The organism is Parvibaculum sp., from assembly GCF_049671045.1.
In the GTDB taxonomy this organism is placed as follows: domain Bacteria; phylum Pseudomonadota; class Alphaproteobacteria; order Parvibaculales; family Parvibaculaceae; genus Parvibaculum.
In genome coordinates this window covers 1-15,750 of record NZ_JBATUH010000106.1, presented here as the reverse complement: position 1 = coordinate 15,750, position 15,750 = coordinate 1, and the positions used below count along the sequence as shown (strand labels likewise).

At 65.3% G+C, this 15,750-nt stretch carries 17 protein-coding genes, 1 pseudogene and 1 riboswitch; of the genes and pseudogenes, 7 read left to right on the top strand and 11 right to left on the bottom strand.

The window, feature by feature from the left end; all coding sequences use genetic code 11:
* Nucleotides 1–34 precede the first annotated feature (34 nt).
* Genes rnhA through ispH form a run of 3 tightly spaced genes read right to left on the bottom strand, consistent with a single transcriptional unit; the run spans nucleotide 35 to nucleotide 2,445 of the window.
* On the bottom strand, nucleotides 35–514 hold the full coding sequence (gene rnhA / locus WBG82_RS12100; protein ID WP_424424776.1) for a ribonuclease HI: 480 nt from the start codon (nucleotides 512–514) through the stop codon (nucleotides 35–37).
* Nucleotides 511–1,476 carry a homoserine kinase gene (locus WBG82_RS12095; protein ID WP_424424775.1) on the bottom strand — a complete coding sequence of 322 codons (966 nt, stop codon included), beginning with the start codon at nucleotides 1,474–1,476 and terminating at the stop codon, nucleotides 511–513. The genes rnhA and WBG82_RS12095 overlap by 4 nt, the downstream gene beginning before the upstream one ends.
* A gap of 12 nt (nucleotides 1,477–1,488) precedes the next feature.
* Nucleotides 1,489–2,445, bottom strand: coding sequence for a 4-hydroxy-3-methylbut-2-enyl diphosphate reductase (gene ispH, locus WBG82_RS12090; protein WP_424424774.1), 957 nt, complete (start codon nucleotides 2,443–2,445; stop codon nucleotides 1,489–1,491).
* 276 nt (nucleotides 2,446–2,721) lie between these two features.
* Between ispH and WBG82_RS12085 the strand changes: the two genes are divergently transcribed.
* From WBG82_RS12085 to WBG82_RS12055, 7 genes are all read left to right on the top strand, one after another.
* Nucleotides 2,722–3,336, top strand: a complete 615-nt coding sequence (locus WBG82_RS12085) for a hypothetical protein (protein ID WP_424424773.1) — start codon at nucleotides 2,722–2,724, stop codon at nucleotides 3,334–3,336.
* A 139-nt stretch (nucleotides 3,337–3,475) separates the two neighbouring features.
* Nucleotides 3,476–3,566, top strand: a riboswitch (glycine riboswitch).
* Nucleotides 3,567–3,744: 178 nt separating this feature from the next.
* Nucleotides 3,745–4,899: a glycine cleavage system aminomethyltransferase GcvT gene (gene gcvT, locus WBG82_RS12080; RefSeq protein ID WP_424424772.1), complete on the top strand. Its 1,155-nt coding sequence runs from the start codon at nucleotides 3,745–3,747 to the stop codon at nucleotides 4,897–4,899.
* Nucleotides 4,900–4,911: 12 nt separating this feature from the next.
* On the top strand, nucleotides 4,912–5,289 hold the full coding sequence (gcvH, locus tag WBG82_RS12075; protein WP_424424771.1) for a glycine cleavage system protein GcvH: 378 nt from the start codon (nucleotides 4,912–4,914) through the stop codon (nucleotides 5,287–5,289).
* A gap of 85 nt (nucleotides 5,290–5,374) precedes the next feature.
* Nucleotides 5,375–6,721, top strand: a complete 1,347-nt coding sequence (gene gcvPA / locus WBG82_RS12070; RefSeq protein ID WP_424424770.1) for an aminomethyl-transferring glycine dehydrogenase subunit GcvPA — start codon at nucleotides 5,375–5,377, stop codon at nucleotides 6,719–6,721.
* Nucleotides 6,721–8,298, top strand: a complete 1,578-nt coding sequence (gcvPB, locus tag WBG82_RS12065) for an aminomethyl-transferring glycine dehydrogenase subunit GcvPB (protein WP_424424769.1) — start codon at nucleotides 6,721–6,723, stop codon at nucleotides 8,296–8,298. The genes gcvPA and gcvPB overlap by 1 nt, the downstream gene beginning before the upstream one ends.
* 28 nt (nucleotides 8,299–8,326) lie before the next feature.
* Entirely contained in the window at nucleotides 8,327–8,890 is a 564-nt protein-coding gene (locus WBG82_RS12060) for a nucleotidyltransferase family protein (RefSeq protein WP_424424768.1), read from the top strand.
* 139 nt (nucleotides 8,891–9,029) lie between these two features.
* A complete protein-coding gene (locus tag WBG82_RS12055) occupies nucleotides 9,030–9,632 on the top strand; it encodes a D-sedoheptulose 7-phosphate isomerase (RefSeq protein ID WP_424424767.1) in 603 nt (200 codons plus the stop codon).
* A gap of 9 nt (nucleotides 9,633–9,641) precedes the next feature.
* On the opposite strand, the gene WBG82_RS12050 is transcribed toward WBG82_RS12055, so the two are convergent.
* The 8 genes and pseudogenes from WBG82_RS12050 to WBG82_RS12015 form a co-directional block, all read right to left on the bottom strand.
* Complete coding sequence (locus WBG82_RS12050; protein WP_424424766.1) at nucleotides 9,642–10,424, bottom strand: dienelactone hydrolase family protein; 783 nt, start codon at nucleotides 10,422–10,424, stop codon at nucleotides 9,642–9,644.
* A gap of 12 nt (nucleotides 10,425–10,436) precedes the next feature.
* The gene (locus WBG82_RS12045; RefSeq protein ID WP_424424765.1) at nucleotides 10,437–11,168 is read right to left on the bottom strand and encodes a class I SAM-dependent methyltransferase; all 732 of its coding nucleotides are present in this window, start codon (nucleotides 11,166–11,168) and stop codon (nucleotides 10,437–10,439) included.
* Between the two features lie 144 nt (nucleotides 11,169–11,312).
* Nucleotides 11,313–11,804, bottom strand: coding sequence for an ATP F0F1 synthase subunit B (locus tag WBG82_RS12040; RefSeq protein WP_424424764.1), 492 nt, complete (start codon nucleotides 11,802–11,804; stop codon nucleotides 11,313–11,315).
* A 4-nt stretch (nucleotides 11,805–11,808) separates the two neighbouring features.
* Nucleotides 11,809–12,426 carry a F0F1 ATP synthase subunit B gene (locus WBG82_RS12035; RefSeq protein WP_424424763.1) on the bottom strand — a complete coding sequence of 206 codons (618 nt, stop codon included), beginning with the start codon at nucleotides 12,424–12,426 and terminating at the stop codon, nucleotides 11,809–11,811.
* 101 nt (nucleotides 12,427–12,527) lie between these two features.
* Complete coding sequence (locus WBG82_RS12030) at nucleotides 12,528–12,752, bottom strand: F0F1 ATP synthase subunit C (RefSeq protein ID WP_324297116.1); 225 nt, start codon at nucleotides 12,750–12,752, stop codon at nucleotides 12,528–12,530.
* Between the two features lie 104 nt (nucleotides 12,753–12,856).
* Nucleotides 12,857–13,636 carry a F0F1 ATP synthase subunit A gene (locus tag WBG82_RS12025; protein WP_424424762.1) on the bottom strand — a complete coding sequence of 260 codons (780 nt, stop codon included), beginning with the start codon at nucleotides 13,634–13,636 and terminating at the stop codon, nucleotides 12,857–12,859.
* A gap of 6 nt (nucleotides 13,637–13,642) precedes the next feature.
* Nucleotides 13,643–13,885, bottom strand: a complete 243-nt coding sequence (locus WBG82_RS12020) for an AtpZ/AtpI family protein (protein ID WP_424424761.1) — start codon at nucleotides 13,883–13,885, stop codon at nucleotides 13,643–13,645.
* Between the two features lie 424 nt (nucleotides 13,886–14,309).
* Nucleotides 14,310–15,750, bottom strand: a pseudogene (locus WBG82_RS12015) (chromosome segregation protein SMC); the annotation flags it as partial.

Genomic DNA, 15,750 nt, shown 5'->3' with positions numbered 1-15,750 from the left:
TTTTCGTATCCGGGCCGAGGCGCTGCCGGGGCGGCTATTTTTCCGCCGCGCGTTTCTGGAACGGCTCCATGCCGCGCCGCGCCAGCTCATCCGCGCGCTCGTTCTCCGCATGACCGGAATGGCCCTTGATCCAGTGCCAGCTTATGTCATGCGTCTCGATAGCAAGCTCCAGCCGCTTCCAGAGTTCGGCGTTCTTCACCGGCTTCTTGTCCGCCGTGCGCCAGCCATTGCGCTTCCAGTTGTGGATCCATTTCGTGATCCCGTCGCGCAGATAGATGGAATCTGTATGGAGCCGCACATGGGAGGAGCGCTTCAGCGCCTCGAGCGCCATGATCGCCGCCATGAGTTCCATCCGGTTGTTCGTGGTCTGAGCTTCGCCGCCGCAGATTTCCTTCTCATTGCCCTTGTAGCGGAGCACGGCGCCCCAGCCGCCGGGGCCCGGATTTCCCGAGCAGGCGCCATCGGTGAAAATGTCGATCGTGTTGGCGTGCGGCGTGTCGGCGTGCGGCGTCATGCATCGAGCCCGTAGGAGGCAGGCGAGGTGACGCCGCGATGGAAGCGCAGCCGTTTGAGATATTCGAGCGGGTCCTTGGGCTTCACGAAGGCGCCCGCCGGATGGTTGAGCCAGTCATAGAGGCGGGTGAGGAGAAAGCGCATGGCGCTGCCGCGCGCAAGCAGGGGCAGGGCGGCAAGCTCCGCCGCATCGAGCGGCCGCACGGCGTTATAGGCCTGAAGCAGCGCCCGCGCCTTGGTGATGTTGAACGAGCCGTCGGCCTCGAAGCACCACGCATTGAGGCAGATGGCGAGGTCGTAGGCGAGCGCATCGTTGCAGGCGAAATAGAAGTCGAAGACGCCGGAGAGCTTTTCGCCGATGAAGAACACATTGTCGGGAAAGAGATCGGCGTGAATGACGCCTTGCGGCAGTGCGCCCGGCCATTTGCGCTCGAGGATTTCGAGTTCCGCTTCAAGCTCCGCGCCGAGCCCTTTCGCCACCTCATCGGCCCTGGCGCCGCAGGCTTCGAGGAGCGGCCGCCAGCCGGAAACGCCGAGAGCATTCTCCCGCGTAAGCGAGAAATCACGGCCCCCGATGTGAAAGGCGGCGAGCGCTCCACCAAGCTCGGTGCAATGGCGCGGCTGCGGGCGGCGGATCGAAACGCCTTCGAGATAGCTGATGAGCGCGGCCGGCCGGCCCGCAAGCTCGCCGAGCATTTCGCCGTGCCGGTCGCGCAGCGGCACCGGGCAGGCGATGCCCTTGGCCGCGAGATGGTTCATGAGCCCCAGAAAGAAGGGAAGGTCCTGCCTCGCCACACGCTTTTCGTAGAGCGTCAGAAAGTAGATGCCCTTGTCGGTGTGGAGCATGAAGTTCGAGTTTTCGACGCCCTCGGCGATGCCCTTGTAGGAGAGCAGCCGGCCAAGGCCATAAGGTTCGAGAAAGGCTTCGAGTTCGTCGTCCGCGACTTCCGTATAGACCGCCATCCCGAAACCCCGTCAGCCCGCGAGCGAGCGTGGCAGCTTGAACTGCATGGACTCGCGGGCCACCGCGACATCCTCGATGGTCACATCGAAACGGTCGTGAAAGGCGGCGATGACCTCCCTGACGAGAATGTCGGGCGCGCTCGCGCCTGCCGTGAGGCCGACGGCGCGCGGTTCGCCGAGCGCCTGCCAGTCGATATCGGCCGCGCGCTGCACCAGAAACGAGCGGGGGCAGCCTGCGCGCTCCGCCACTTCGACGAGTCGCATCGAATTCGATGAATTGGGCGCGCCGATGACGATGAGCGCGTCCGCGCGCGGCGCGATCGCCTTCACAGCGTCCTGGCGGTTGGTCGTCGCGTAGCAGATATCTTCCTTGTGCGGACCGACGATGCTGGGGAAGCGGCGCTGGAGCACGGCGACGATCTCGGCCGTGTCGTCGACCGAAAGGGTCGTCTGGGTGACGAAAGCGAGCTTCTCCACGTCGCGCGGGCGATAGGCTTCGGCGTCCGCCACCGTTTCGATGAGCCTCACCGCGCCCTCGGGAAGCTGGCCCATCGTGCCGATCACCTCCGGGTGCCCCTGATGCCCGATAAGGATGATCTCGAGGCCGCGTGCATGAAGCCTCTCCGCCTCGATATGGACCTTGGAGACGAGCGGACAGGTCGCGTCGAAATAGATGAGTTCGCGCCTCTTTGCTTCTTCGGGCACGGATTTCGGCACGCCATGCGCCGAGAAGATGACGCGCGCCCCCTCGGGCACCTCGTTCAGTTCCTCGATGAAGATCGCTCCCTTGCGTTCCAGCGCCTCGACGACGAAGCGGTTATGCACGATCTCATGACGCACATAGACCGGCGGGCCGAATTTCTCGAGCGCCATTTCGACGATCTGGATGGCCCGGTCCACGCCCGCGCAGAAGCCGCGGGGGCTCGCCAGGATCAGCGTGAGCTTCGGCTTCGGGGAAGGGTCGGTCATGGGCAACTCGTGCGGGTGTTCATCTCTGCCCCTTGAGGCCGCAAGGGCCGGGCGCCTCGCGGGGAGGCCGCCAGCTTGTGGCCCGGCGGACACTCCGATAAAGTGCCCGCGCCGCGTCGAGCGGCCCTGCTGCCATGCCTAACCGCATGAAAAGCAAGGCTTTCAGGGGGCCAATTCTGATCGGTAATAGAGGGGGCCTCACAATGAAAGTCAAGAAACCAGGGCCGGGCGGCATCGGGGAGATTGCAACTCTTAATCGAGGCGAGTGACACGACGATGGCGTTTCCGATCGAACCGGCCGGCCAGGCGCGCCGCCTTGGCATTCCCTCTCCCCGGCGCATCGGCCTTGCCGCGCTGCTCATCGCGCCGCTGGCGCTGGGCGGTTGCAGCTGGCTCGGCATGGGCAGCGACGATGAGGCAGACGTGCTGGCGGCCGCGCCGAAGCCCTGCCCGACCATAGGCGTGCTCGACGGGGCCGACCGCATCACCATGTTCAACGGCAGGGGGCTCGACCTCACCGATGTCGTCGTCCGCGGCGAAATCCGCAAGGCCGTGAGCAAATGCGAATATGACGATGGCGAAATCGCGGTCGATGTCGCCTTTGACGGCCAGGCCGATCTCGGGCCCGCCGCGACCTCGCGTGAGCTCAATCTCAAGGGCTTCATGACGGTCGTTCGCAATGGCCGCATCAGCGACAAGCAGGTCTTTGACATTCCGGTCGTCTTCGAGGGCGCGGCGCGCACCGTGCGTTTCCTCAAGACGATCGAGGACACGAAGCTCGCCACTGACGGCAGGCTGGATGGCTCGGCCTATGAGCTTCTCGTCGGCTTCCAGCTCTCGCCCGAGGAGCTTGAATACAACCGCAAGGTGCCCTCCACGCCCCTGAAATAAGGGCTAAGGCGGGGAAGCGCCGATTTCCGTGGAAAACGCCCGATTCGGCCCTGGACCCTGTCAGGCCGAGATTGACTCCCTTGGGCCCCTCCATATGATCTGCGCTGGCTTCACGGGTCGAAGCCTGGACGTCATACAGATGAACCCTGCGGGAGAGACCGGAGAAAGCCTCCGGCGCCGAAGGAGCAACCGCCCCGGAAACTCTCAGGCAACCGGACCGCAGGGGGATGAAACTCTGGAAAGCAGGCGCCCGCCATATGGGGCGCCTCACCGAAGGGCGTAAGCGGACGGGTTGAACCCGAACCCGCGAAATCTCTCAGGTTCCGCGACAGAGGGGGCGCCGACGGCGAATTTCGTCGTGCAGCAGCCTTTGATGATTCGCGCGTTGAACCGAGAGACCGGAGCCCGATGACTACCCAACAGGACCATACCGAAGCCTTGAAGGTCACGCCCCTGCATGCGCTCCATGTCGAGCTGGGGGCGAAGATGGTGCCCTTCGCCGGCTACGACATGCCGGTGCAATACAAGGACGGCGTCCTTGCCGAGCATCTTCACACGCGCGCGGCGGCCGGCCTTTTCGACGTGTCGCATATGGGTCAGGCCTGGATCGAGGGGCCGGATTTCGAGACGGTCGCCCGCGCGCTCGAGGCGCTGGTTCCGGGCGATCTTCTGGGCCTTGCGCCCGGCGCCATGCGCTACACGCTGCTCCTGAACGACGAGGGCGGCATTCGCGACGATCTCATGGTGACGCGCCCCATCGAGCCCGAGCGCGCCAATGCGCTCTTCGTCATCGTGAATGCGGCCTGCAAGGAGCGGGACTTCGCCCATATCGCGGCGAACCTCGCCCCCGGCATCGCGCTGAAGCCTGTCACGGACCGCGCGCTTCTCGCCTTGCAGGGGCCGAAGGCGGAGGAGGTGCTGACGCGCTTCGCGCCGGCCGCTCCCGCGCTCGATTTCATGCATGCGCGCGTGATCGAGGTCGCAGGCATTCCCTGCTATGTCAGCCGCTCGGGCTATACGGGCGAGGACGGATTTGAAATCTCCCTGCCCGAGAAGGACGCCGTGGCGCTGACGCGAAAGCTGCTCGCGGAACCGGAGGTGAAACCCATCGGGCTTGGCGCGCGCGATTCGCTGCGCCTCGAGGCGGGCCTCTGCCTCTATGGCCATGACATCGACGAGACGACGACGCCCATCGAGGCGGGCCTTGGCTGGACCATCGGCAAGCGCCGCCGCGAGGAAGCGAATTTCCCGGGCGCGAAGATCATTCTCGATCAGATCGCGAACGGCGCAGGCAGGAAGCGCGTCGGCCTTCTGCCCGAAGGCAAGGCGCCCGCGCGCGAAGGCACCGAGATCGTCGACAAGAGCGGCGGGAAGATCGGCACGATCACCAGCGGCGGCTATGGGCCGACCGTCGGCGGCCCCATCGCCATGGGTTACGTCGACACGGCAGAGGCGAAAACCGGCACAGAAGTCGAATTGATGGTGAGAGGAAAGGGACGTCCGGCAAGGATCGTCGCCATGCCTTTCATAGCGAAGCGTTTCCATCGAACGGAAAAGAAATAACAGGGGATAGTGATGAGCGAGATCCGCTTTACCGATCAGCATGAGTGGGTGCGTGTCGACGGCGACATCGCCACGATCGGGATCACAGACTACGCGCAGGAACAACTCGGCGACGTCGTCTATGTCGAGCTGCCGGAAGTCGGCAAGTCCATCGCACAGGGCGACGAGGCGGCCGTCGTCGAGAGCGTCAAGGCGGCGAGCGAGGTCTATGCGCCCGTCTCCGGCGAGATCGTCGAGGTGAATGCCGAGCTCGAAGCCGCGCCCGGCGGCGTCAATGAAGACGCGATGGGCAAGGGCTGGTTCGTGAAGCTCCGGCTTGCCGACAAGGCCGAATTCGAAAAGCTCATGGATGAAGACGCTTACAAGAGCTTCATCGAAGGGCTCGCCTGACACATCAATTTCGCCGTCATGGCCCGCTCGAACCGGGCCGTGGCGGAACGGGAAACGGTGAACTCCGAACGATTGGTCTGAACCCATGCGTTACCTGCCACTGACCGATGCCGATCGCCGCGACATGCTTGGCGTCATCGGCGTGAAGAGTGTCGATGATCTTTTCCGCGACGTGCCCGAACGCGCGCGGCGCGACGGCCTTGTCGATCTGCCGCGCCGGCAGGGCGAACTCGAGGTCGAGCGCGCGCTGTCGAAAATGGCGGCGAAGAATATTGCGGCAGGCTCCGTTCCCTTCTTCATCGGCGGCGGCGCCTATCGCCATCATGTGCCCGCGACCGTCGATCATCTGATCCAGCGTTCGGAGTTCCTCACCTCCTACACGCCCTATCAGCCCGAGATCACGCAAGGCACGCTGCAATATCTTTTCGAGTTCCAGACGCAGGTGGCGATGCTGACCGGCATGGATGTAGCAAACGCCTCCATGTATGACGGCTCGACGGCCTGCGCCGAGGCGGTGCTGATGGCGCATCGCGTGACGAAGCGCAAGAAGGCGGTGCTGTCGGGCACGCTTCATCCGCACTACCGCGCCGTTGTCGAGAATCTCTGCGAGGCGGGCGGCGATCCCGTCGAGGCGCTCGGCGCGGCGCTTCCCGATCGCGCGGAAGACATCATCGCGCGCATTTGCGACGACACGAGCTGCGTCGTTGTGCAGTCGCCGTCCTTCTTCGGCGAGCTGATCGATCTGGCGCCGATCGCCGAGGCCGCCCATGCGAAGGGCGCGCTCCTCATCGCCGTCGTGCCGGAGGTCGTGTCGCTCGGCCTCGTCACGCCGCCCGGCGAGATGGACGCCGACATCGTTGTCGGCGAGGGGCAGTCCATCGGCAACGGCCTCAATTTCGGCGGGCCCTATCTCGGCCTCTTCGCCACGCGGGCCAAATATGTCCGCCAGATGCCGGGCCGGCTTTGCGGCGAGACGGTCGATGCCTCGGGCAAGCGCGGCTTCGTGCTGACGCTTTCAACGCGCGAACAGCATATCCGCCGCGAGAAGGCGACATCGAACATCTGCACCAATTCCGGGCTCTGCTCGCTCGCCTTCACGATCCATCTCTCGCTTCTGGGCGAGGAGGGCTTCAAGCGCCTGGCGCGCATCAACCATGCGAACGCGGTGAGGCTTGCCGAAGGGCTCGCATCGGTGAAGGGCGTCGAGGTGCTCAATTCGGCCTTCTTCAACGAGTTCTCGATCCGCCTGCCGAAGCCGGCCGCTGCCGTTGTCGATGCGCTGGCCGACAGGGGCGTGCTTGGCGGGCTGCCGGCGAACCGCCTCACCCCCGGCGATGCCTCGCTCGAAAATGTTCTGATCGTCGCATTGACCGAAGTGAACACGGATGACGACCGCGCGCAGTATGTGGCCGCGCTGAAGGAGGTGCTGTGATGTCGGTCATGAACAAAAAGGGCCGGCCCACCACGCCGGGCGAGGTGACGCATGCCGAGGTCGAGACTTTCACCGGCAACAGGGGCCTGCGTCTCGAAGAGCCGCTGATCTTCGAACTCGACAATCCGGGCGCCTCGGGCGTCGATTTCGACGAGCCCGCGCCTGTCGCCTCCCGCCTCGGCGCGTTCGAGCGCAAGGGACGCATCGGCCTTCCGGGCATTTCGGAGCCAGATGTGATGCGCCATTACGTGCGCCTGTCGCGCATGAACTATTCGATTGATGCCGGGCTCTATCCGCTTGGCTCCTGCACGATGAAGCACAATCCGCGCCTCAACGAGAAGATGGCGCGGCTGCCGGGCTTTGCCGACGTGCATCCGCTCCAGCCGCAAAAGACTGTGCAGGGCGCGCTCGAACTCATGGATACGCTTGCCCACTGGCTGAAGGAGCTGACCGGCATGCCCGCCGTCGCCATGTCGCCCAAGGCGGGCGCGCATGGCGAGCTTTGCGGCATGATGGCGATCCGCGCCGCTCTGGTGGCGCGCGGCGAAGGCGAGACACGCACCCGTGTGCTCGTTCCTGAATCCGCACACGGAACGAACCCGGCCACCGCCGCGCTTCTTCGCTACAAGGTCGATGCGATCCCCGCGACCGAAGACGGCCGCGTCGATCTCGCCGCCTTCAAGGCGAAGCTCGGGCCCGACGTCGCCGCGATCATGCTCACCAATCCGAACACATGCGGGCTCTTCGAGCGCGACATCATCGAGATCGCGGATGCGGTGCATGAAGCGGGCGCCTATTTCTATTGCGACGGCGCGAATTTCAACGCCATTGTCGGCCGCGTGCGTCCGGGCGATCTCGGTATCGATGCGATGCACATCAACCTGCACAAGACCTTCTCGACGCCGCATGGCGGCGGCGGTCCGGGCGCGGGGCCGGTCGTGCTCTCCGCCGCGCTCGCGCCTTTCGCGCCGCTTCCCTATGTGGTGCATGACGATGAGGGCTTCCGCTTCGTCGAGACGGATGAGGAGGCGAAGGCTGATGGCACGAAGCCGCTTGGCCGCATGGTCGCCTTCCATGGCCAGATGGGCATGTTCGTGCGCGCGCTCGCCTATATGATGAGCCACGGTTCGGACGGGCTGAGGCAGGTCGCCGAGGATGCGGTGCTGAACGCGAACTATGTTCTCGCCTCGCTCAAGGATCATCTCTCCGCGCCCTTCGAGGGCCCGTGCATGCATGAGGCGCTTTTCGACGATCGCTTCCTCAAGGGGACCGGCGTCGAGACGCTCGATTTCGCCAAGGCGATGATCGACGAGGGCTACCACCCGATGACCATGTACTTCCCGCTGGTCGTGCATGGCGCGCTTCTCATCGAGCCGACGGAAACGGAATCGAAGCACACGCTCGATCAGTTCATCGGCACGCTGAAGCATCTGGCGCAGGCGGCGAAGGGCAACGACAAGTCGCGCTTCACCGGCGCGCCGCATTTTGCCCCGCGCCATCGGCTCGACGAGACGCAGGCGGCCCGCAGTCCCGTGCTGCGCTGGCAGGCACAGGCGCCGAAGCAGGCGGCCGAGTAGGGCGGAGAGCAGGCGGGCGCGACGCAGGATGGATGAGGCGGCCTTTCTCGACCTCGCGCTTCGCAACCCGGTCAACCGGGAGATCGCGGCGCGTCTCCCGGCACTCGACCTTCCCGATGCCTGGCTCGTTTCCGGCTCGCTCTTCCAGTCCGTCTGGAACGGGCTCACCGGCCGCGACGTGCTCCACGGCATCAAGGATTACGACGTCTTCTATTTCGATCCGGACACATCATGGGAGGCGGAGGACAAAATCATCCGCCAGTGCGCCGCCCTCCTTGCCGATCTCGGCGCACCGGTCGAGGTTCGCAATCAGGCCCGCGTCCACCTCTGGTATCCGCAGAAATTCGGCAGCGCCTATCCGCCGCTCTCGAGCGCGACGGAGGGGATCGACCGCTTTCTCGCTCCGGCGTCAATGGTCGGGCTTTCGCTTTCCGGCGCCGCGCGGCGGGTCTACGCGCCGCATGGTCTCGCGGATGTCGGCGCGATGATCGTCCGCCCGAGCGGGGTCCCGAATTTCAGCGCGGAGCGCTATGCGGAAAAGGCCGCCCGCTGGAAGGCGTCCTGGCCGGAAGTGACCGTGATCCCGGCCTGAGCTACGGCGAGGTCCGATGGGCGGGCGCTCGCCCGCGGAAAATCTTCCGCTATATGAGCGGCCGCTTTTGCGGCTAAAGTGCGGACACGGCGCGGGGCTTCCGTGACCGCCGCAAGGTTAATCCCGAAGGATTTGAGGCATGGGCATGACGGGCCGGAATTTCGTGGAAGCGTATCTCTCCGACTCGCTCGCCACGCTCGACGCTTTCGCCAGGGATGGGGCAGCGGTGCAGAATCTGAACGCCATGGCCGATGTCATCGGCGATGCGCTCGAAGCGGGAAACAAGGTGCTGATCGCGGGCAATGGCGGCAGCGCGGCCGACGCGCAGCACATTGCGGGCGAGCTGCTCTCGCGCCTCTTCTTCGACCGCAGCCCGCTGCCCGCCATCGCGCTCACCACGGACACGTCGGTCCTCACCGCGATCGGCAACGACTATGGCTATGAGAAGATATTCGAGCGGCAGGTGCTGGGCCTCGGCCGTCCGGGCGATATTTTCCTCGGCATCTCGACCTCCGGCAAATCGCCCAATGTGATGCTGGCGCTCGATGCCGCCAAAGCGCGCGGCCTCGTCACCATCGGTTTCACCGGCGCCGCCGGCGGCGAGATGGAGGACAAGTGCGACCATATTCTCAAGGCGCCCTCGGCCAAGACCTCGATCATCCAGCAGATCCACATCGTCGCGGCGCATATCGTCTGCGCGCTGGTCGAGGAGAGACTGTTCGGCGCGGCAAGGCGCGGCTGACGCAGGCGGTCAGGGCGCCCGGAGGCGCTCCACGAAAAAGGCGATGACGCGCTTCGCCGCTTCCTTTGTTGGCTCGCCATCCCGGTCGATGAGATCTTCCGTCAGCACCGAATGTGGCCGCGGCTCGGGCGATTGCGGATTGGCGAATCTGTCGTCGATCTCGATGCCCTCGAATGCGTCGCCGAGCTCGCGCCGCAGTGTCTCGAACCTCTCGGCGGGCGAGGTGACGTCGCCCTTGAAGCGAAGGCCGAGCACCTTGTCGCCTTTCGCGCAGCGCTCCTTCAGGCATTGGAGTTCGCCGGGCGAGACGTGAAGGGCGGCCTTGCGCTCCGCGCCGAAGGGGAAGGGCAGCGAGGGCTGCGACAGCACGGGCGCCATCAGCGCGGGCTCCATCATCATGGAGAGCGCGAAATTGCCCGAGAAGCACATGCCTATGGCGCCGACGCCCTTTCCTCCCGCCTCTTCATGTGCGTGGCGCGCGAGCGCCCTCAGCCATTCCGTCACGGGGCTCGAGCGATGGCTGGCGAGAACGTGGAACTCGCGGCTGATGCAGATCCTGGCGAGCGACTTCAGCACATAGCCCGCGGAGACGGGGCGGTCCGCCTCGCCGACAAGGAGCGGCATATAGACCCGGAAACCCGCATCGACGACCCAGTCGGCAAAGCGCACCACATTGGGCGTAATGCCCGGCAGCTCGTGGATGACGATGACGGCCGGTCCATGACCGCGCGTATAGACGGGCTTCGTCTCGCCCGCATGAGTGAACTCGCCGGGCGTATAGTTCTCGAGCATCCGTTTCCCCCTTCATCCCTTCTTGATGGCGCGGAATGCACGTCTGCGCGGAAGCAGCGCCATTCCTCCATAGCGATCCGCCACGTTCACGCTGAAGCCCGCCTCGCGCAGCGCGGCAAGGACGTCGGCCTGCGGATAGAGAAATTGCACATGGCGCTCCTCGCTGCGTCGCCAGCCCTTGCCCGTGGCGCGAAAGGTGATGATGTCGCGCGTGATGCGCCGCGCTTTCCGATCCTCGCGCGCATCGGTGAGAACGGCCCAGTCCTCGCCCGCGCGCCAGCCACGCGCGGTAAGGCTCGGCGTTCGCGCGGGCATGATGAGATCGAAAAGAAAAAGCCCGCCAGCGGGCAGCGCCCTTGCAACGCGGCGGAAGAGGGGGAGGAGGGGAGGCGCCTTCCGCGCCCCCTCGGCAGCGTAATTCAGCACCTCGCCAATGGCCGTCACCGCATCGCATGGCGGGATCGGCGCGCCGCGAACGGGCGCGAGCCGGAACCGCGCGGCGGGCGCGGTCCTTTTGGCCAGCCGCAGAAAGGTGGGCGACTGGTCAATGCCGAGGCCGCGAAAGCCCGCCGCCGTGATCTCGCGCAGAAGCTCGCCGCTGCCGCAGCCGAGATCGACGACGAGGCCTCCCGGCCGCCCCGCTTTCCTCAGCGCCGAGACGACTTCGAGCGCGGCCGCGTGGCCGCCGGAGCTGAAGCCCGCATGGTGGATGAACGCCAGATCTTCGCCATAGGTCTTGGCCATAAAGCCCCCCGATGCTGCCCGGGGCCGAGTCTAGATCAATTCTCGGGCCTGCGAAGCGCTTCGTACCGTGAAAGGGCAGGGCCCGAAAAGCAGAAAGCCCCGCCTTTTCGGGCGGGGCTTCCGGTTGATCCTGTGCGAGGCCGCTCAGTGCAGCTTCGAGGGCAGTTCCGAGATCGACTTCTCGATGAGGGACGCGTCCTTCGCCGTATCGACCTTGCCGGCAATGAGCTCCTTCGCGGCGGTGACGGCGACATCGGCCGCTGCCGCGCGCACTTCCTGCAGGGCCTGCGTTTCGGCCTGGCGGATCTTGTCTTCCGCCTGCTTCTGGCGGCGCTCGACCTGGGCCTGCATGTTGGCCCGCATCTCGACGGCGAGGCGCTCGGCCTCGACCTTCGCCTGGGCGATGATCGCTTCGGCTTCCTTCATCGCTTCCTCCTGCTTGCGCTTGTAGGAGGCGAGAAGTTCCTGGGCTTCCTCGCGCAGGCGGCGCGCCTGATCGAGTTCGCCGGCGATTTCGTTCGAGCGCTTGTCGAGCTGGGCGGCAAGCATTCCGGGGACCTTCAGGTAGATCGTGATGCCGAAGAAAATCAGCACCGCGACCAGAACCCAGAACGGACCGGTGGCAAGAATTTCCATGACCCTAGCTCCGTTTCAGCGCGGCATCGACCGCACGTTCGGTCGCCGCCTTGTCGGCGTCTTCGCCCAGAAGCCGGGCCACGACCGCGCCTGCCACATCGACCGCCACGCTGCGGACATTGGCGAGCGCCGCGGTCTTCGTCGAGGCGATGCTGGTTTCGGCCTGGGCGATTTTCTCGGCGAGCTTCGCCTCGATATCGGCCTTCTGGCGTTCGGTCTCGGCCGCAAGCGTATCGCGCGTGTCCTGCGCGATGGCGTGGGCTCTGGAGCGCGCTTCCGCCAGCGCCTTCTCGTAGGCGGCGATGGCGCTGTCCGTCTCCTGCTTTGCCGCCGCCGCCGCTTCGAGGTCGGAGGCGATGCGGGAGCGACGGGCCTCGATCACGCTGGCGAAGCGGGGAAGCGCGACACGCGACATCACCACATAAAGCACGCCGAAGACGATGACGAGCCAGATGGCCTGGGAAGAGAAGGTTTCCGAATTGAAGGGCGGAAACCCGGTGCTGTGCTGTTCCTGCGGGACGCCGGTTTCGGTCGTCACCTGATCGGCGGCAAGCGTCGCCGGCGCAGTGTGCGCGTCGACATGCGTTGACGTGCCGCTATTGATCGCCTCGTCTTGGGCCATCTGAGACTCCAGTTTGGCACTTCAGCCAATCGAAAACCGGTGAGCGGAAAGCCTGCCGGCCGCACGGCGTGCGCGCGGCCAGCAGCCGGTCGAAAAGCAGATCAGGCGAACAGGAGGATCAGCGCGACGAGCAGCGAGAAGATGCCGAGCGCTTCCGTCACGGCGAAGCCGAAGATCAGACGGCCGAACTGGCCGTCGGCAGCCGAGGGATTGCGCAGCGCGCCGGCGAGGTAGTTGCCGAAGATCGTGCCGAGGCCAATGCCCGCGCCGCCCATGCCGAGGCAGGCGATACCGGCGCCAATGAACTTTGCTGCTTCTGCGTCCATAACCAATGCTCCTTCAGGGGTTGTCTGGGTAGTCCTTGGGAGCGGCCCGACGCCGCTCCAAACCTTGTTGTGTCAGCCTTTGCGGCTTCCGCTCGGGTTCCGGCTCAGTGCTGCGGATGCAGCGCGTCGCGCAGATACATGCATGTCAGAATGGCGAAGACATAGGCCTGCAGCGCGGCAACGAGCAGTTCCAGCGCCACGAGAGCCACGATCATGGCGAGCGGCAGGATCGCGCCGAGCCAGCCGGCAGCGCCCATCGCGCCGAAGCTCAGAACGAAGCCGGCGAAGACTTCGAGCGTGATGTGGCCGGCGAGCATGTTCGCGAAAAGACGGACCGAGTGGCTGATCGGCCGCGAAATGTAGGAGATGACCTCGATCATGACCACGAGCGGCAGCAGCAGCGCGGGCACGCCCTGCGGCACGAAGAGGCCGAAGAACTTGAAGCCGTGCAGATAGATGCCCGTGAGCGTCACGCCGACGAAAACGACGATGGCCAGCATGAAGGTGACGATGATGTGGCTCGTCACGCTGAAGCCATAGGGGTTCAGCCCCACCAGATTGGCGAAGAGGATGAACATGAAGAGCGTGAACACGAAGGGGAAGAAGCGCATGGCGTCGTGTCCCGCCGAGTCGCGCACCATATCGACCACGAAGTCGTGGAGCATTTCAGCCGCGGCCTGGAAGCGGCCGGGAACGAGCGCCTTCTTGCTGATTCCGAAAACCGTGAAGCCGATCACCAGAAGCCCGGTGATGATCATCCACAGGCTCGCATTGGTGAAGGAGACGTCGATGCCGCCGATCTGCAGAGGCACGATCTTCTGAACCACGAACTGATGCAACGGGTCGACCGGAAAACTTCCCTGCGCGTGCTCGGCTGTAGCCACGATGCCTTACCTTTTGTCGTCGGGCTTCTGCCCGGCCTGATCCTGCTTCGCCTCGCCCGACTGCCGGGCCTTGTCCATTTCCCGCGTCGCGCGAAGCACGTTCCTTACTCCGGCCACCGTACCGAGCCCCATGAAGATGATGAGGCCGATGGGCGATATGCCGAAAACCCGATCGATCCCCCAGCCAATCGCCGCGCCGACAAGCACGCCTGAAACCATCTCCGAGGACAATCGGAGGGCAACGCCCATGTCGGACGGCCTGCTGGAGGCCGCTACTTTCTCCGGCTCGCTGCGGGCCCACTTCGCAGATTTGCGCGCCGCCTGGATCCGTTGACCCAGATCGGCAAGCGCCTCCTCGTCGGCCTTTGAGGGGCTGCTGCCGTGTCGAGTTCCATGACTCTCTTCGTCAGCCAAACTCTCGCTCCGCCGTCCAGAAGGCCCAGTAAAACTGCGTCGAAACTGCGTGAGCCCCGCCTTAAGCCGGGCGCACCCTACTTGTGGGGCTTTTGCCTGTCAAGAACCGGGTAATGCTTCCTAACCTCTTGTCTTGAAAGGGGAATTTAGCGCTTTGTGGCGATGCGGCAATCGGCTCCGCCGCAAAGGCGAGTCGCAGGCTGCAAATAGAGGGAAAAGGCCCCTCCAAAGGAGGGGCCGCCAGCCCGATTCCCGGGCCTCAGGAGGCCTCCCGGAAGCGCTCCGCGCCTTCCAGATCGACCGAAACCAGCGTCGAGACGCCGCGCTCCTGCATGGTCACGCCGAAAAGGCGGTTCATCCGCGCCATGGTGAGGGCGTGGTGGGTGATGATGAGGAAGCGCGTATCGGTCGTGCGCGTCATCTCTTCCATGAGGTCGCAGAAACGCTCGACATTGGCGTCGTCGAGCGGGGCGTCGACTTCGTCCAGCACGCAGATCGGCGAAGGATTGGTCAGGAAGACCGCGAAGATGAGCGACATGGCCGTCAGAGCCTGCTCGCCGCCCGAAAGCAGCGACATGACCTGGAGGCGCTTGCCCGGCGGGCGGGCGTAGATTTCGAGGCCCGCCTCCAGCGGATCTTCCGATTCGGTGAGCTTCAGATGCGCCTCGCCGCCGCCGAAGAGATGGGTGAAAAGGCGCGAGAAATTCGCGTTCACCTTCTCGAAGGCTTCGAGCATGCGCTCGCGGCCCTCGCGATTGAGGCTGCCGATGGCCTGGCGGAGCTTCGCGATGGCGCTGACGAGGTCCTCGCGCTCCGTGGTCATGGTGGTGAGTTGTTCGGTCAGTTCGCGGGCTTCTTCCTCAGCGCGCAGATTGACGCCGCCGAGCCCCTCGCGTTCCCGCTTCAGCCGCTCGAACCTGGCATCGATCTGCTCGATGGTCGGCAGTTCCGCGCCTTCCTCGAGATTGGCCTGGGCAAGCGCGGCGGCGGGCTCGCATTCGAGCGCCTCGCGAACCCGCTCCTCGGTTTCCCGCAGCCGCTCGCGCGCGCCTTCGACAAGGCCGTCGATGCGGGCGCGATCCTCGCGCGCCTCGCCGAGATGCGCCTGGAATTCACGGGCGAGCTTCGCGCATTCCGAAAGCCGCGCATCGGCGGCCGCGAGCGCGTCGGCCGCGCTCGAGCGAGCGGCTTCCGCTTCGGCGATATGGTCGATGAGGGTGATGCGCTTGGCCTCGATCTCGGCGGGAATGCCCTCGACGAGCTGCAACTCGCCCAGCGCTTCATCCTGCCGCGTCTCGAGCGTTGCGATCTGGTGTTCGGCGTTGGAGGCCCGAAGCACCCATGCCTCGCTCTCCTGCGCGATGGCGGCGAGCCGGCGCGTGCGCGCCTCCGCCTCGCGGCGAATGCTCTCATGCTGCGCGCGGGCCTCGGCAAGTTCGAGGCGAAGCGAGGACACATGCTCGCGAAGTTCGTTCGCGCGCAGGCGGAGGTTCTCGTCGGACGGCAGTTCGGAGAGCGCGACTTCCGCTTCCTCCTGCGCGCGGGTCGCCTCCTTCATGTCGCCTGTGAGGCGCTCATGCGCTTCAGCGAGGGCGGCAAGCCGCGTCAGCTGCGCGGATGCCGCGCGTTCGGCGGCGGCCAGAGCTTCGCGGATGCGGTTCTGCTCGGCCTGCGCGTCGCGCTGGGCGCGCCGCGCGTCC

Excerpts from the sequence above, each read along its gene's own strand:
- rnhA (WP_424424776.1), bottom strand. The coding sequence starts at position 514 with ATGACGCCGCACGCCGACACGCCGCACGCCAACACGATCGACATTTTC.
- WBG82_RS12095 (WP_424424775.1), bottom strand. The coding sequence starts at position 1,476 with ATGGCGGTCTATACGGAAGTCGCGGACGACGAACTCGAAGCCTTTCTC.
- ispH (WP_424424774.1), bottom strand. The coding sequence starts at position 2,445 with ATGACCGACCCTTCCCCGAAGCCGAAGCTCACGCTGATCCTGGCGAGC.
- WBG82_RS12085 (WP_424424773.1), top strand. The coding sequence starts at position 2,722 with ATGGCGTTTCCGATCGAACCGGCCGGCCAGGCGCGCCGCCTTGGCATT.
- gcvT (WP_424424772.1), top strand. The coding sequence starts at position 3,745 with ATGACTACCCAACAGGACCATACCGAAGCCTTGAAGGTCACGCCCCTG.
- gcvH (WP_424424771.1), top strand. The coding sequence starts at position 4,912 with ATGAGCGAGATCCGCTTTACCGATCAGCATGAGTGGGTGCGTGTCGAC.
- gcvPA (WP_424424770.1), top strand. The coding sequence starts at position 5,375 with ATGCGTTACCTGCCACTGACCGATGCCGATCGCCGCGACATGCTTGGC.
- gcvPB (WP_424424769.1), top strand. The coding sequence starts at position 6,721 with ATGTCGGTCATGAACAAAAAGGGCCGGCCCACCACGCCGGGCGAGGTG.
- WBG82_RS12060 (WP_424424768.1), top strand. The coding sequence starts at position 8,327 with ATGGATGAGGCGGCCTTTCTCGACCTCGCGCTTCGCAACCCGGTCAAC.
- WBG82_RS12055 (WP_424424767.1), top strand. The coding sequence starts at position 9,030 with ATGGGCATGACGGGCCGGAATTTCGTGGAAGCGTATCTCTCCGACTCG.
- WBG82_RS12050 (WP_424424766.1), bottom strand. The coding sequence starts at position 10,424 with ATGCTCGAGAACTATACGCCCGGCGAGTTCACTCATGCGGGCGAGACG.
- WBG82_RS12045 (WP_424424765.1), bottom strand. The coding sequence starts at position 11,168 with ATGGCCAAGACCTATGGCGAAGATCTGGCGTTCATCCACCATGCGGGC.
- WBG82_RS12040 (WP_424424764.1), bottom strand. The coding sequence starts at position 11,804 with ATGGAAATTCTTGCCACCGGTCCGTTCTGGGTTCTGGTCGCGGTGCTG.
- WBG82_RS12035 (WP_424424763.1), bottom strand. The coding sequence starts at position 12,426 with ATGGCCCAAGACGAGGCGATCAATAGCGGCACGTCAACGCATGTCGAC.
- WBG82_RS12030 (WP_324297116.1), bottom strand. The coding sequence starts at position 12,752 with ATGGACGCAGAAGCAGCAAAGTTCATTGGCGCCGGTATCGCCTGCCTC.
- WBG82_RS12020 (WP_424424761.1), bottom strand. The coding sequence starts at position 13,885 with ATGGGCGTTGCCCTCCGATTGTCCTCGGAGATGGTTTCAGGCGTGCTT.